Source organism: Pantoea sp. AS-PWVM4, assembly GCF_000468095.1.
Lineage (GTDB): Bacteria > Pseudomonadota > Gammaproteobacteria > Enterobacterales > Enterobacteriaceae > Pantoea > Pantoea phytobeneficialis.
This window is the reverse complement of record NZ_ASZC01000002.1, coordinates 488621-502986: the sequence shown is the minus strand read 5'-3', so window position 1 is coordinate 502986 and position 14366 is coordinate 488621. Positions and strand designations below refer to the sequence as shown.

The following is a 14366-nucleotide window of genomic DNA, read 5'->3' as shown; positions in this document are numbered from 1 at the left end:
GCGGGTCTGATGAGTTAAGAGGAACGATAAAGCACACCACCGGGCGAAATGGCCTGCCTCGCCCATTCTGTGATGGTCTGCTGCATCATTGACTTCAACTGCTTCGAAGCAGCAGCGGTATTTGTGGTGCTGGTAGAACCGCTGTCAGCGCCCTGAGAAATGCTGACCGGTGCATCTACCTGAATATTGATATTTCCGTTGCCGGAGGCACGATTGACCCCTGAAGAATAAGGAACCGAACCACCAACATAGCCACCATCGGCATAACCACGCATCATGTCGTAGAGATTTGCCACACCAATTCGCGAGGTGGCCTCTTTGGTGAAAACAAACTCACCCTTGTGCACAACACCTGCGGCTTCATGCTTTCCACCGTTACCGGTATAGCCGCCATCATCATAGGCGCTGAAACTGGTAGACATTCCCATAGCACCCACGCTGCCAGTCGAAGAAGCCCCCGCACTGACTGAGCCGAGAGCGGCCCCGCCCAGGCTACCGGCGACAGAACCGAATATGCCGGTCACGGCATTCACCACGGCCATCTGCAATGCGACTTTGGCGATCATCTGGAGGACAGATAAACCCCAACTTTTCCAGTCGGCTTTACTGCCCGTCAGCATGGCGGCCATGTTGTCCATTGCGCTGTCCATCGTGGATGTGATGCCACTGGCAACAGTCCCCGAAACATTGCTGGCACTCTCAAGCCAGTTCTCATAGCCCTTCGAGACACCATTGAGCCAGTCAGATTCGGTTGCGGAAACTGCCTGATATTTCTTTTCCAGTGCGTCCAGTGCCTGCTGGCGTGCCGCAATGGCTGCTGTGCCTTTGTCGGTTTTGTCAAAAACACGCTCCACCTGCTGCGTCTCGTCGTACCGGCTGCGCTGACGGTCACTCATTCCAGCCGTATCGGTGGTCTGAACGGCTTCATCACGATATTTACGGGCGGCATCTGTCAGGTCTTTGAGGGCTTCGACCTGATCGCGCTGCTTCTTCACATTCGCATCAGCACGCTGCGTCCATGTTGCAAGCTCTGATGAGGATTCCCGGATAGCTTTAAGTTGCTCCTGAGTCCACTTTGTACCGGCCTGGTGAGCAGCAGCATAAAGATCAGCCGCCTTTTCTCCCTCCGTGGCGCGAACTTTCTGAACCTCAATAGCGACACTGAGATCGGCCATCTTCCGGGCATAGTTTTCGGCGGTCGTTGCCGCTTCCCGCTCCGCCTTGTTCTGCGCATTTGTTGCCGCTGTTCCGTCCTTTTTCGCCTGAGCGGCAGCAGCATCTTTCTTCGCTGCCTGGTCCTTGTTATAGACGTAGGTTGTATACAGTGCGCCAGTCAGTTTCAGATCGTCGGCTTCATACTGATACTGACGATGAAGTTTTTCCAGGCCATCCAGGCTTGCCAGCTCGTTATCGCGGCGGGCCTTCTCCAGTGCGGTCTGCTGTTGCGGTGTGGCATTCGATGTTGATACCACCGGCCCCTGATACTGCGGCGGGGTTGCGCCAGCAGTCGCAGACATTGAGCGATTAAGCAGGTCATATGCACCTTTCAGGATGGAAACCGCGCCTGCCTGCTCAACAGCCTTTTTCGTGGCAAGATCGCTGGCATCGTTAACCAGCTTTTGTGTTGCCTCAACTTTCGCCGCAGCGTCTTCACGCTGATATTCGAGCTTGTTCAGCTTATCCGTCAGTTCAACGTTTTTAGCCGTGATATCGGCCTGATCCATGAACGTGTTGATATACGTAAGCGTGGGGTGTTTGTTGTAATCCTGCTGAATCTGGTCGAGCGCGGAGAGGCTGTCTTTCACTTTCAGAATCTGAGCGTCGAGATCGCTCAGGTCTTTCTGCTGCGCCTGTAACGATGTCCGGGCATCAGCGGCGGTTGATTTCAGGCCCAATACAGACATCTGCTGTAGTTTGGCGTTAATCTCATCGAGATTATTGGCGAAGCCGACTGCCTCTTTATGTGCCTGCTGGGTGTTCTGGTACAGTCCGTACATCGCCGCACCGGCACCGATAATGACGCCGGGCCAGCCGCCAAGAATGCCGAGAATGCCACTACCTAACCGGGACATCGTCGAGGCGGTGTTGGTCAGGTTGGTGATAGCAGACGAACGCCCAGCTATAGCATTGTTAAGACCTGACTGAGCTGCCGTAAGATTCCGCTCTGCAACAATCTGAGCCTCAATTGAAACTGCTGCCGCTTTCGCCTGCTGGGCGCGATAAAGTGTCTGCCTTGCCGCTGCCACGCTGACCTGAGCACCCCGGACCTGAGCCTGCGCGAGCGCCACCTCAGCCGCAGTACTGGATACTACCGCTGCCGTTGACTGCGCGACATTCCCGACCATATCCCCAAAATATCGGGCCAGTCCCACACCAACCAGAATCCCGGCTGTGTTGGCTACCGTGTCGATATTTTTCGCCAGGACGTCCAGAATGCCAGACAGAGTCGAAGACGCGCCCACCGCATCATTAGCCCCGCCAACCCATGCCAGAAAAGCATTCTGCACCTTCTGTGCCGATCCACTGATCGAGGCTGGCAGGGTTTCAAACTCTTTGCGCAGCACCTGAACATTCGTCAGCAAAGGCACAATTTTATCGGTTGTCAGCTCGCCGTTATTTGCCATGTTGCGCAGGCCGCCAACGGTGGTGCCGAGGCCATCAGCCAGCAGTTTTGCCAGCCGCCCGCCATTTTCCATAATGGCGTTGAATTCTTCACCTCGCAGCACGCCTGAACCCAGCGCCTGACTCAACTGCGTGATAACTGAGCTGGCTTCCTCGGTACTGGCTCCGGACAATTTCAGTGACGTGGCAACCGTTTCTGTCACCTTCGCCACATCAGACGAAGCAAAACCCATAGAGCGCAGCGACTGAGCGATACGGCTGTAGAGGTTTGAGTTAGCTTCCAGTGATGTACCGGTGCGCTGGCTGATTTCCATCAGCGCACGCTGCGAGGTGGTATAATCATCTGCTGACGTTGAGGCAAGACGCAGGCGACCATTAAGTTGATTCCAGGTATCCGCGTATTCAATCAACTGATGCGTGGCAAATGCACCAGCCATCGCGCCCGCGAGTCCGGTCGCCGTTGACTGCACGGTTGCCAGTTGGGAATTAAGCTCTGCTACCGCCTGCCGCGTGCTCTGCGCAGCAGCAGCGGCTTTCTTGCCGCCCTGCTCCATCGTTTTGTAATAATCCGCGCCCATACGAGAGGCGCGAGCGATCTCCGACTGAAATGAACTGGAGTTCGCGGAAATTTTAATAATGAGTTCGCGCAGCGTTGCCATAATTCACCCGTTTAAAGCCCGCTGGCGCGGGAATTAAAGACCAGACATCCACTCTTCCAGGCCGCTGATTTCTTCCTCTTCTTCGGCTTGCCCCCACTTCAGAACCATTTCTGAAATGGATGCTTTAGCGCCCTGAGCATTCAGGACAGCAGTAACCACCTGAGCGGCCTGAATATCACCGCGCCAGTCACCAATCGGGCTGATACGATCATAGGCCAGCCACATTTTCAGCTCACTGGCGGTCAGGGTTTCGCGTAACTCATGGAGGGTGCGCCCCAGACGGAGCGCCAGCGACATCAGAAAGAAAGTCAGCGGCTCTTTTACTTTGCCTCTGCGGCTTCCTGAGAAAGGCCGAGGTTAAGCGCCTGAGAAAGTAAGCGGGAATGAACCGGACCATAAATTTCTGACACGGTGGATTCGTCTTCATCACTGAATACGCGATTACCCTCTTCATCCAGCAGGATGCCGAGGAACATCACCACATCCGCTTTTTTGTTGCGGATAAACTCTTGCTGTGCCGTGAGTTTCTGCGGCTCCTCGCCTTCTTTCAACTCAGGAGGCGTCATGATCTCGCGGAATTTCACCCAGACTTCGCCGGATGGTTCACGAAGCATAACTTTTGCACCATTCCATTCAGGAACGGTGACCACTTTCGAGCGGAAGCCCGATGATGGGGCCAGCGCCAGTGTGCGGAGTGAAACTTTGGGTTGAGCAGTTTTAGACATTTGGAATTCTCAGATAAGGGAAGAGAAAAGAGGAGTAAAGCGGCCTGAGCCGCTTACGAACCTGACGCAATAATGCGTTTTGCTTTGCCACGTACACGCAGGGAATAGGTCGCACTGACAACTGATGACGTGGTGGCCCCCCATGAACTCTGGCGCACCTCTACCAGCAGATAAAAACCATTCCCTGACGGGAAAACGACTTTCAGCGCCCGTAACTCATCGTTTTCATAGGCCGTCTGAAGTGCAAGCTGTGCCTCTTCATCACCAACCCAGTTACGGCTGATGCTCATTTCAGCCGGTGCGGCAAGTCCGTTGGTCTGCTCCTGTTCTGTGGAGCACAGCGTTGTCACATCAATATCGGCCTTCTGTCCACCGGTATATGTGATCTCTTTCGTCGCGCACTCCGCATCGAGAAACGTTACTGTTTCATCAGGAAAAGCAGCGTCATTGAATGCATCAGCAGTGATAACCGCACTGGATACACCAATGGTCATCCCCTTTGTAACTTCATATTTGCTGGTCATGTTTTCTCCAGGCATAAAAAAACCGGCTTTCGCCGGTCGTTATTGAGAGGGTTGGTTACTGCTGGATCTGTATCTCCAGCGTGGCCCGGTATAACCCGGTGTCGGTTTCATAACCGTTGGTTTTGTTAAGCTGGGTGAATTGCAGTGGCCCAAGCACGACAGCGACCTGCTCCCGTATGCTACGGGCCTCGTCTGTGGTCAGTGCGTAAACATCAACCTGAAGAGTGCCGTTTTCCTCAGCGGGTCCACACAGCGTGTCGCCGAAAACCTCACTCACTACAGTAAAAACCACCCACGGCGGTGACACGGAAGGCTCACCCTGCGGATTCAGTGGCACCACATAGGGATAAACCTGACCATCAGCCAGGTCACCGATAAGCGAATAAATCTGCGACTCAGTCATTTTGACAGCGCCTCATCAACGGCCTGGTTCGCCCTTGCAAAGGCGACTTTTGCCGCCTCCTCCTGCCTGGCGTCATATGCAGGCCGGACAAACGGCACAGCAGGCATGTTTGATGTTCCCAACTCGACAAATCGCCAGTAAAAAGCGTTGCGTGAGTCTTTGGTTTTCAGCTTGTTATCGCTGTTGCCGGTGCGGGGGTTGGTCCCGCGAATGTGAACGCCGGAAGAAATATTCCCGCTGCGATCGCGCTGAGTCATCACAACGATATTTTTCTTCAGTTTTCCCGTTCTCACTGGCGCACGCTTGATAACTTCTTCCTGAAAAACTGTGGCAGCGGCGCGGGTCGCATCACGCATCACCTTCCGGTTTTCAGCCTTACTGAGCGCTAACAGGTCATTGCTCAAATCCATCAGGCCGGAAAAGTCCAGTTTGGTGTCGATCACGTCTTCACCCCCTGCTTACAAAGCACTTCAAGAATCGTCATTCGTTCATCAGGAATCGGCGTACCGCTCACCTCCAGGACTTTCCCTTTAAATGGGCCGGTAAGAACTTTCAGGCGGGATGACGCCGTAATATCACTGCGGTAACGAACCCACACTCGCACTGTTGCCTCGGCATACTCTGCACCAGAGGACATTAACTCACGCCCACTGATGCCCTTAACCTCAGCCCAGACCGTTTTTCCATCGGACCACTGCTCAACCGGCTGGCCTGAAGGTGAACGCGTTGAGGTAAAGTTGCTGACAGTCACACGGTCGCGTAATCGCCCTGCCTGCATTCTGCCCTCCTCTATGTGCCAGGCTGTAACCGGTAGCTCCTGATGCCGTTAAAGAAAAAATCGGGAACCACTTCAGGTTGATCCCGATTGTCATACCAGAAGTTTACCAGTTGCATGACCCGGAGCTTAATTGATGGGGTGATCACAATCCCCGTGGTGTCATCATCAGGAACCGAGTCATCGTAAAGCCGACGATTCAGAAACTGCTCGGCTTCTTCGCGTGCCGCAGAGACATAAAGCTCAAGGAGAGAATCCTCGTCGGTATTGTCACTATCAATCCGGCACTGAACACGCAGCTCTTCCAATGATGGGATCATTGCTTTCTCCGCATTAACTTTCGGAACGGTTATTTTTTAGCTTTTTTATCCGCAGTTTCTTCTGGCTGCTCTGGCTGCTCTGGCTGCTCTGGCTGCTCTGGCTGCTCTGGCTGCTCTGGCTGCTCTGGCTGCTCTGGCTGCTCATCAGCATCCGGCTTCTGTTCCTCAGCCGCAAGCAAACCCATCTGCGCGGCCACTTCCAGCGCGCGTTCAGGCAGTTCACCATCGGCGTATTCACCAGCATTAAAAGCTTTTACCTGACAACCATCAGGGGACCACTTCAGGGTTTTAAGAAGTTTTGGCATTTTTCACTCCAGAAAAAGGGGCCTAAGCCCCGTAGAGGATTAACCAGCATCTACACCGATTTGCATCAGTTTGATGGCCTGAGAATCAGCCAGCATGCCACCAGTGCGCTTGGTGGTGTAGAAACCCACAAACGGTTTGTTGGTGTAGGGGTCACGCAGAATGCGCGTGCCGATACGGTCTACGATGGTGTAACCACGCTTGAAGTTGCCAAATGCGATGGCTTTCGCATCAGCTACGATATCAGGCATCTGCTCATTCTCAGCCACGCCATAACCTGCCAGAGATGACGGCTGGCCCAGCTCAAGCCCCGGACGCCACAGATAGTTGCCTTCCGAATCCTTCAGGATACGGACGGCAAAGAGGCTGTTATTGTTCATCATGAACTTCGCGCCGTTACGGTGGACTTTGCGGAGCGTATACACCAGTTTGATGATCGCATCAGCGGTCACTGCACCGGCAGCACCGGACAACATATGTTGCAAGGTGCCGAACGCGCGGGCTTTGTCATCTTCCAGACTGGAGGCGTAGGCCAGAAAGCCTTTCGGCTTTTTGGTTCCGTCACCACTGGTGAAGGCGATTTCTTCCTGTTCAGCAAACTCGATCGCCAGCTCGCTGTTAATCCAGTCTTCAACATTGAAGAAGGCGTCATCCAGCATGGTCTGCGTTGCCTGGGGGTTTCCGTAGATTTCACCCATAAACGGTTCAATCTGTCCAAGCTTCGACGCGGCGGTTTCCGGACGTGTGTCGGTTTCCCCCACCCAACCGGAAGCCGTACCACCGAGATTCACCAGCTTTTTATAGTTCGCCCCACCCACGGTGATGGTGGTAGCCTCCTGACGCATCACCACTTCATCTTTCAGAAGATCAAGGATGGTGCGGTCCAGCTCTTCCGGGACTGCATAGCCACCGTCTTCATCCATGCCGACCTGCAACGCCTTACGCTCCAGATCGCGCAAGCCGTCTTCTTTGCCTTTACGCATGAAGTCGATGAAAGCGGTTTTATGTTCACCCGCCGCTTTACTCTGTGTACCGCCACCGGGACGTTTGACCTGCTTCAGTTCCTCTTCAAGGGCTGATTTCAGCTGATCAAGCTCGGTCAGCTTGCCGTTAAGCGTCTCAACTTCCCCGGCCAACTTCCCCTTTTCCTGCTCAATCGCATCAATGCGCTTGTCATTTTTTGCGCGGAAATCGTCAAATTTCTGCTGAAGTTCCTGCGCGACCAGCTCAACGTCTTTAATTTCTACTGACATGATTCACTCCTGACTAAAAATTAATGTTTTTCAATGCATCCAGTGCGGCATTCACGCCACCAGCATCACGCTGAGACAGTGCGCCATAGCCCCCGGCCATGAATGCTTTGGCCTGGGTGCGGGAAAGTCCGACATCGCGCAGGACTCTTTCAATACTCTTCTGTGACGGGGTTTCACCCCGTGCAAAGGCGCTTTTTACATCACTGATTCGCGCCTCATCATTTGACGGGAACGTGACCGGGCTGACCTCCCAGAGGTCGATTTCTTTCAGGAGAAAAACCTCTTTGGTCCGGTCGTATTCCCAGTCTTTAAGCATGTAGCCAATAGAAAGGCCGGTTAAAGAACCGGCCTTCATATGTGCATGTGCGCGTCTGGCGAGAGGGTCATCATCGATTAGAAGTCGCCCTTTTACATACAGGCCAACTTCGTCCTCTTTCATTTCCGTATAGATGCCGATTGGCTCATCCATCTGATGTTGCCAGAGCATGGCAGGCATCGAATTTTTTTCCTTCCACATCTGGAGTGAAGCGGCGAAAGCACCAGGCACAACGACATCGTCATAGCTGTCTTTAACGCCAAAAACTGAGCCATACCCCTCAAACTCTCCGCCATCACTGACAGATTTCAGTTTCAGCGGGATATCCATCCGCTGTTTATTCATCGCCATTGCCCGGTTCCTCCTGTTTTGCTGATGAACCGCCATCAGATGGTTTCGTTGTCATGTTCATGGGGGTGAGATAAACATCACCGCCCTGCCGTGGGTTTAAATCTTCCAGCTCACGACAGTCATTCGGTGAATAGATGCCCCAGTTAATGCCCGTCGAATAGGCTTCAAATCGGGATTTCATATCCCCGCGCAACAGCGCACCGGCATTAAATTTGGCGTAAAAGGCTCCCTGTTTACTCTCTCTGACCAAACCGATGTTAATTCGCTGCTCAATTCGCGTGAGATAAGGGACGAGAGAATAATTAATAAAGCCAATACCGAGACTTTCGATATTGCTGAAGGTTGCTCTGTCCGTGTTCTGCACCAGGTGCATCGGGACGCGAAATAAACGACAGATTTCCTCAAGCTGAAACTTTCGCGTTTCAAGAAACTGACTGTCTTCGTTATCAAGCCCCATTGATTTCCAGTCGAGGCCCATTTCCAGAATCATCGGCCTGTGCGCGTTGCTTAACCCCAGATGCCGGTCCTCAAAATCCTTCTTCAGCCTGCCGTAAGCCGCATCTGTCAGTGTCTGATCCGTTCGCAATACCCCGGAAGTGACCGCACCATTGCTGAATAGCCGTGCTCCATGCTCTTCAGTCGCCAGCCCCAGTGAAATCGCCTCCCTCGCATAGGCTATGGGATTCAGCCCAACAAGACCGTCGAGCGTCAGCGTGCGGACATGCCAGATATCATCCTGCCCCAACACATCTGTAGAGCCATCAGGAAAAGTCACCTGATAAACCGGTTGCCACTGGCTGTTTAATTTCGGTGCAACACATCCGGGGTCGATTGGAAGAAGCTCAACGACCTCACCGAGCGCTTTCACCTTGTATGCGTAGAAATTTCCGCGCAGACAGAGGCAGACGATCACCAACTCCCAGAATTCCTGTGGGGTCATGTAGTCATTAGGTTTCATCGAAAGCACTTTAGAGAGGCGCTCTGATGCTGCTTTTTGCTTTGCATTGCCTGTTATTTTGTAAAGGTTGCAGGGGAGCATACCAACCGACTCCGCCAGCACCCTGACGCAGCCAAAAACAGCCGTCAGCCGCATGGCTTTCTGGCTGCTGACCCGCTTACCGGTATAGGTGTCGTATGACATCCCCACCGCTTCAGCCAGCTCAGCGGGTGTTGTTACCGGGGTGCTGTTTTTTCTGAACATACCGGGGAAAAACATTAATCATCACCCCCACCAACAGTTTTTCGCGGAATTGAAAGGTATTTCGATACCGCCCATGACCAGAAAAGGCAAAGCGCGCCAGCAGTAATAAAACCTGCCGGTTCATATATCTGCCAGGCACCGAATGCAATCAGAGCAGCCCCGATCATTCCGATAATCGGAGCGAGGATAAACAGAAACATAGTTGCCTCTTAAAGTGAGCGGACGCCGTAACTTTCCAGACGTTCAGACAGGCTTTCCGGTTGCTCACCGCCATTCACCAACAGGCGACTTTTCGCGGTAAATAACGCAACCGGGCCATCGATTTTATTTTCGGGTGTGGATTTATTCGGGAAAATATTGTCATTTTTGTCAGGTTTGACCGTGACGTTTGACATCATCCACCGCATAACGGGGTTGCCGTCATGGTGAAACTTACTACCGTAAATTTCGGCCTGGACAGACTTCATGGACTCCGACAGGTTTTTTACCGTCTGAGCCACCTCTACCAGCGGCAAACCTTCTTCGGCCAGCGCCAGGCTGAATTGTGTTGCGCTCCACGGGTCGAATGCTATTTCCCGCAACTGTTCACCCTTCACCCAGGCTTCGACCTCTGCTTTGATATAGGCATGGTCGATCACATCACCGTCAGTCAGTTCAAGATGCCCGGCATCAGACCACTTCTGATAAAGCTCCGCGATGTGTTTGGGTGCGGTGATCAGGCGGCCTTCAGGTATCCAGAATTTGTATTTCGAGTGGGTATGCCCGTCAGGAGAAAGCCACGTTTTGGCCGCCGCGCAGATATCAATCTTGTTGGAAAGATCGATACCAACCCATAGGGGCCAGTTACTGAGTTGTTCATCCGGTGCCAGACCTTCGCATGTTTCCCAGCGGTCCATGTCCATCCAGGCACTTTCAGCAGTGACCCAGATATTCAGGTGTTTGGTAAAAAAGTTGGGGCGCGCTGCTATCTGTTCTTTCGCCTTTTTTGCCAGACGGCGCATATCATCCCAGCGTTTGCAGACTCCTAAGCCGGGGTTAGCTTTCGGCCAGTTAGATTCATCAAAAGGATCATCATCTTCATCAAGCGTATAAATAACGGCGAAATAGGTGTCGTCATCCACCACGCCGCGAAGCACTTTGATGGCGTAATCGCGCTGCTCGAAGCAAATACCCTCTTTGTTGGTTCCCGCCGTTGTGATGGCAAACAACAGTGACTGAAGACGGGCACCGGTCGCCGTTTCAAGCACGTCCCATACATCGCGGGTGCGGTGAGCATGCAGCTCATCGACTATCCCGCAGTGAATGTTAAGACCGTCCAGGTTATTTGCATCGCTGGAAAGCGGCTCAAACTTTGATGCCGTCCTCTCCTGGTGAATATTCAGCTTTACGTGACCAAAGAGACGACCCAGAGTGCGGGGCGCTTTCTTAATCATGTTTTTGGCATCATCAAACACGATGCGCGCCTGGTCTCGGGTTGTTGCTGCGGAATAGACTTCCGCTCCACCCTCACCATCAGCACCAGTCATATAGAGACCAATGCCCGATGAAACCGTTGATTTGGCATTTTTACGCGCCACTTCGTTATAAGCGGTGCGAAAACGGCGAACCATGACAGGATCACCGTCGTCATCTGATACCTGTTTGCCTGTGTTCTCGTCCACCAAGGGAATGATGAAACCAAACAGATTTATCAGGATAAAAATGTGCCAGGGCATAAGCTCAATTGGCTTACCCGCAAGCGCCCCTTTAACATGGGGAACAAAGTTATAAAAGTCGAGAATATGCTGGGCGCGGTCCTCACTGAAGTAGATACCGCGTTCCGGCCCATGCTCTAAATCATTGAGAAACCGCTGGCACGCCAGACGCACCAGTTCGCCAGCAACAATCTCGCCAGACAGCACGCGCTCGGCGTACTGAATACCAGCCTGAACAGTTGCCATTCATCATTTGCGCTTTTTAAGAAACTCTTCCAGTGGGTCCACTTCACCAGCATCGCCAGAACTTACTTTGCTGCGTGAGGCTGGCGTCATACCAAACTCTGACATCATTCCGCGCAAGCGCTTCCAGGCATCAGCCATCATCGCGACACGAGGATGCGCCTTAACAAGCGTGTCACCCAGGGCTGTTTTGGTGGTGTACGTCTCGCCTTCTTCATCAAGGAAATCACGGTGAGTACGCCACTCAACGTAAGCGCCTATCAGCAATTCCAGCGCCATACCATCAAGCGTTGTAATCACTCCCATGCAGTCGAGTTCTTCACCCAACCGTTTGAACCAGTATTTTTCCTGCTTACTGAAATGCTTCGGAGTTGGGGGCACCCCAGAAGGTGGTTTCGGCTCATTTTTGTTGATGGGCCTTTTCGATGGGTTCCCCTTCACCAGAGCCAGGCGTGTCGGGGTCTTCGGCGGTCCTGACATAATCGAAAACTCCTATTAATCACTCATTGGGGGACCCCAAAAAAAGTTTTCTAACCTGCGGCGGTGCGAAAAAAACCTAGGCGGCGGTCCTGAGCGCGAAAAGCTCCAGAGATTTAACCCGCCCCTCCCCGCCACAGATACAATTTAGAATCGATATCATTTGAGCCGTTCGCGTGACGTTTTGCCGCGATGGCAGGGCCAGCACAGGCTTTCGAGGTTTGAATCATCATCGGTTCCCCCATGTGCTTTGGCTAAGATGTGATCGACGGTCTTAGCTTCAGCAGCGCGGCCATTCCGCAGGCAGCTCTGACATAGTTGATTATCACGCTTCAGAATGCGAGCGCGTCTGATGTCCCACTGACTGCCATAGCCACGCTCATGGCGGCTCTTGCCCTGCTGATGCTGTTGCCAGCCTTCGTGCCGGTGCTTCTCACAATAACCCGAACGGTCAGTCGTTGTAGTGGGACAGCCGCGCTTGCGGCAGGCACGAGGAATCAGCGCAGGCATTGCAGCCTCCAATAAAAAAACCACCCCGAAGAGTGGTTATTGTTTGTGAAGCAATCCGCCAGGACGTATCTCATTCTTGATTTTCTCAGTGATGAGATCATTCACTGCTCTGTATAGAGAATTGCATTTGGTGGTGTCCTTACTCTCTTCTGAGACTGGATTTATGGGACCACTAACGCTTAACAACACCGGGAAATATTCGGGAATACCATGAACTTCACCGCGACACCCCCAGCTATCATAAAATGCTGTCCCGGCTGCATTGTGCAACTCAAACCCACCATCGACGATGACGATTTGAAGTTGCTGCATGACATCTTTAAGCGGCGTATGTTTCATTTCAGTATTTCCTGCTGGTCAGATGAATGTAACCCTCGGCAATGGTGAGAATACCAGCCGATGATTCATTGTGTTTATGCTGAAAAGTGAACTCAGTGAATGCAGTTTTCAGCACAAAATAAAACCGCCACTTGGGCGGTTAGTACGCTGGTATGTATATTTGAGTGGAGATGCACTAATCAGTGAATTGTTGATTTTTAACAAACCGCCTTCTACTGAACTCCGCACTTCTTCTGCGACTTTTTATCCTCCTAACTGCATGCGATATCACTATGCTCCAGGCTGGGTCAGCTCTGCTATTCCGGTACCCCTCTAACGCGTCGAGCAGAAATGACCATTTCTCAATCTGGACTTCCTTATCAGGGCCAATAATTTCTCTGATTGACTGGATTAATCCATCCACATCTGCTTTCACTTCTTTAAGAGCTTTGCCCGATTGATGCTCAGCAGCTAATTTTTTGATTTCAATGGCGAAAAAATTTATATCAATATTCTTCAAAATCAGCTCATAAGCTTTCTGTTGGGTTTAATAAAAAGCATAGCTGATTAATTTGTACTTAGCTGACCGAGCAATCCAGTTATGAGAGTACCCTCAAGTGTTTTCTCCAGCTTCGCAGAATGGCTAACCGTTATCCCTTGCCGGTAGATTCTTCTTAATACACTGAATCAGTTTGCTCTCAACTCATATGACCACACACAATGATCAAAAAAAATTGTACAAAAATTTATTTATTGCATAAGTTTTTCAGGTGTTAATGAGTTCCTTGAACGAATGGTGCTTTGCATCGCCTCTGAAGGTGTTGCGGATTTTCACCTTCAGAGGCTATTTTTTGAACGACTAACAGATACACAGCTAAACTTACTATTCCCACAGCGCGGTATGCTTCTTTAAGCAGCCACACACTTGAGGCTTAAGATGGACCAGATAACACCGATGCAATCTCAGCTCTCAGTTTACTTACAAAGTATGGATTCACAATTCGTAAGCGAGAAAGCTGTGTTAGTAGAGATTTATCAGGATTTATCCTCTCGTAAGGCGGTTGTTGGCAACAAAGACATCATCCATTCCTTACTTGAAAAGCTTGAGGCCGAAAAAGATGTGATAAAGCTTGATGTCTATCGTCAAGCTCTTGAGATGGTCGTCCAACTAACCCCGGATGACACCATCAACTGAGTTCCTGTGTACTATAATTTATCCGTAAATATAAAACGGAATTTCGATCCCTTCCCTCAATTGGTTAGCCCCCTTCTGTCCAGGGGGCTTTTTTTACATCATCAGACGCACTCGCAAGAATGCGCCTTGTGATGACTACACCAGCTTTTTCACCACGGCGATCAGGTCATCAATCACCGTATGCGCCTTATCGCCAGCAGCTACCACCAGCTCTTTGAGTTTTGCCAGGACCACATCGGTGTTGTCAGTTACTGCCGGTTGCTCAGTCTGTGCTACTTCATTTTCATCAGGCATTTCGCTTTTCTCTTCTTTGGGTTTAGTGAACTGGCTTTTAAGCCATTCGAGGATTTTCATTTTTGCCCTGCCTCTATCTTGCGGATACCAGCCCGGTCGATGTTGCATTGCTTCACAACGCCATAAAGCAACGCGTTTAGTTCAACGCTGTCGCCATACAAAAGGCCAGGTTTTGGCTCGGGA

At 51.7% G+C, this 14366-nt stretch carries 20 protein-coding genes; 1 reads left to right on the top strand and 19 read right to left on the bottom strand.

Annotated features, from left to right (window positions below; genetic code table 11):
* Nucleotides 1-14: 14 nt before the first annotated feature.
* The 18 genes from L579_RS02590 to L579_RS02500 all read right to left on the bottom strand — a co-directional run bounded on the left by L579_RS02590 (nucleotide 15) and on the right by L579_RS02500 (nucleotide 13214).
* Nucleotides 15-3281 carry a phage tail tape measure protein gene (locus L579_RS02590; protein WP_021182714.1) on the bottom strand — a complete coding sequence of 1089 codons (3267 nt, stop codon included), beginning with the start codon at nucleotides 3279-3281 and terminating at the stop codon, nucleotides 15-17.
* A 33-nt stretch (nucleotides 3282-3314) separates the two neighbouring features.
* Nucleotides 3315-3578, bottom strand: coding sequence for a phage tail assembly protein T (locus tag L579_RS02585; protein WP_021182713.1), 264 nt, complete (start codon nucleotides 3576-3578; stop codon nucleotides 3315-3317).
* Nucleotides 3579-3601: 23 nt separating this feature from the next.
* Nucleotides 3602-4006, bottom strand: coding sequence for a phage tail assembly chaperone (locus L579_RS02580; protein WP_036624701.1), 405 nt, complete (start codon nucleotides 4004-4006; stop codon nucleotides 3602-3604).
* A 53-nt stretch (nucleotides 4007-4059) separates the two neighbouring features.
* The gene (locus L579_RS02575; RefSeq protein ID WP_021182711.1) at nucleotides 4060-4530 is read right to left on the bottom strand and encodes a phage tail tube protein; all 471 of its coding nucleotides are present in this window, start codon (nucleotides 4528-4530) and stop codon (nucleotides 4060-4062) included.
* 55 nt (nucleotides 4531-4585) lie between these two features.
* Entirely contained in the window at nucleotides 4586-4933 is a 348-nt protein-coding gene (locus L579_RS02570; RefSeq protein ID WP_021182710.1) for a tail completion protein gp17, read from the bottom strand.
* Nucleotides 4930-5376: an HK97-gp10 family putative phage morphogenesis protein gene (locus tag L579_RS02565; RefSeq protein WP_021182709.1), complete on the bottom strand. Its 447-nt coding sequence runs from the start codon at nucleotides 5374-5376 to the stop codon at nucleotides 4930-4932. The genes L579_RS02570 and L579_RS02565 overlap by 4 nt, the downstream gene beginning before the upstream one ends.
* Nucleotides 5373-5711, bottom strand: a complete 339-nt coding sequence (locus L579_RS02560) for a phage head closure protein (protein WP_021182708.1) — start codon at nucleotides 5709-5711, stop codon at nucleotides 5373-5375. The genes L579_RS02565 and L579_RS02560 overlap by 4 nt, the downstream gene beginning before the upstream one ends.
* An 11-nt stretch (nucleotides 5712-5722) precedes the next feature.
* On the bottom strand, nucleotides 5723-6028 hold the full coding sequence (locus L579_RS02555) for a head-tail connector protein (protein ID WP_021182707.1): 306 nt from the start codon (nucleotides 6026-6028) through the stop codon (nucleotides 5723-5725).
* Nucleotides 6029-6057: 29 nt separating this feature from the next.
* A complete protein-coding gene (locus tag L579_RS22980; RefSeq protein WP_021182706.1) occupies nucleotides 6058-6333 on the bottom strand; it encodes a hypothetical protein in 276 nt (91 codons plus the stop codon).
* 39 nt (nucleotides 6334-6372) lie between these two features.
* On the bottom strand, nucleotides 6373-7584 hold the full coding sequence (locus L579_RS02540; protein ID WP_021182705.1) for a phage major capsid protein: 1212 nt from the start codon (nucleotides 7582-7584) through the stop codon (nucleotides 6373-6375).
* A 13-nt stretch (nucleotides 7585-7597) separates the two neighbouring features.
* Nucleotides 7598-8251 (bottom strand): HK97 family phage prohead protease, encoded by a 654-nt coding sequence (locus L579_RS02535; protein ID WP_021182704.1) that lies wholly within the window; start codon nucleotides 8249-8251, stop codon nucleotides 7598-7600.
* Nucleotides 8238-9467, bottom strand: coding sequence for a phage portal protein (locus tag L579_RS02530; RefSeq protein WP_021182703.1), 1230 nt, complete (start codon nucleotides 9465-9467; stop codon nucleotides 8238-8240). Before L579_RS02530 ends, L579_RS02535 begins: the two co-directional genes overlap by 14 nt.
* Entirely contained in the window at nucleotides 9467-9652 is a 186-nt protein-coding gene (locus L579_RS02525; protein WP_021182702.1) for a hypothetical protein, read from the bottom strand. The genes L579_RS02530 and L579_RS02525 overlap by 1 nt, the downstream gene beginning before the upstream one ends.
* Nucleotides 9653-9661: 9 nt before the next feature.
* Nucleotides 9662-11392 (bottom strand): terminase large subunit, encoded by a 1731-nt coding sequence (locus tag L579_RS02520; RefSeq protein ID WP_021182701.1) that lies wholly within the window; start codon nucleotides 11390-11392, stop codon nucleotides 9662-9664.
* A gap of 3 nt (nucleotides 11393-11395) precedes the next feature.
* Nucleotides 11396-11869, bottom strand: a complete 474-nt coding sequence (locus tag L579_RS02515; protein ID WP_036624688.1) for a phage terminase small subunit P27 family — start codon at nucleotides 11867-11869, stop codon at nucleotides 11396-11398.
* Between the two features lie 156 nt (nucleotides 11870-12025).
* Complete coding sequence (locus L579_RS02510; protein WP_021182699.1) at nucleotides 12026-12376, bottom strand: HNH endonuclease; 351 nt, start codon at nucleotides 12374-12376, stop codon at nucleotides 12026-12028.
* A 36-nt stretch (nucleotides 12377-12412) separates the two neighbouring features.
* A complete protein-coding gene (locus L579_RS02505) occupies nucleotides 12413-12715 on the bottom strand; it encodes a hypothetical protein (RefSeq protein WP_036624685.1) in 303 nt (100 codons plus the stop codon).
* A 175-nt stretch (nucleotides 12716-12890) separates the two neighbouring features.
* The gene (locus L579_RS02500; RefSeq protein WP_036624682.1) at nucleotides 12891-13214 is read right to left on the bottom strand and encodes a hypothetical protein; all 324 of its coding nucleotides are present in this window, start codon (nucleotides 13212-13214) and stop codon (nucleotides 12891-12893) included.
* 417 nt (nucleotides 13215-13631) lie between these two features.
* Between L579_RS02500 and L579_RS02495 the strand changes: the two genes are divergently transcribed.
* Complete coding sequence (locus tag L579_RS02495) at nucleotides 13632-13889, top strand: biofilm development regulator YmgB/AriR family protein (protein ID WP_036624669.1); 258 nt, start codon at nucleotides 13632-13634, stop codon at nucleotides 13887-13889.
* A 135-nt stretch (nucleotides 13890-14024) separates the two neighbouring features.
* Here the strand turns inward: L579_RS02495 and L579_RS02490 are convergent, their stop codons facing one another.
* Entirely contained in the window at nucleotides 14025-14243 is a 219-nt protein-coding gene (locus L579_RS02490) for a hypothetical protein (RefSeq protein WP_021182697.1), read from the bottom strand.
* Between the last annotated feature and the right edge of the window lie 123 nt (nucleotides 14244-14366).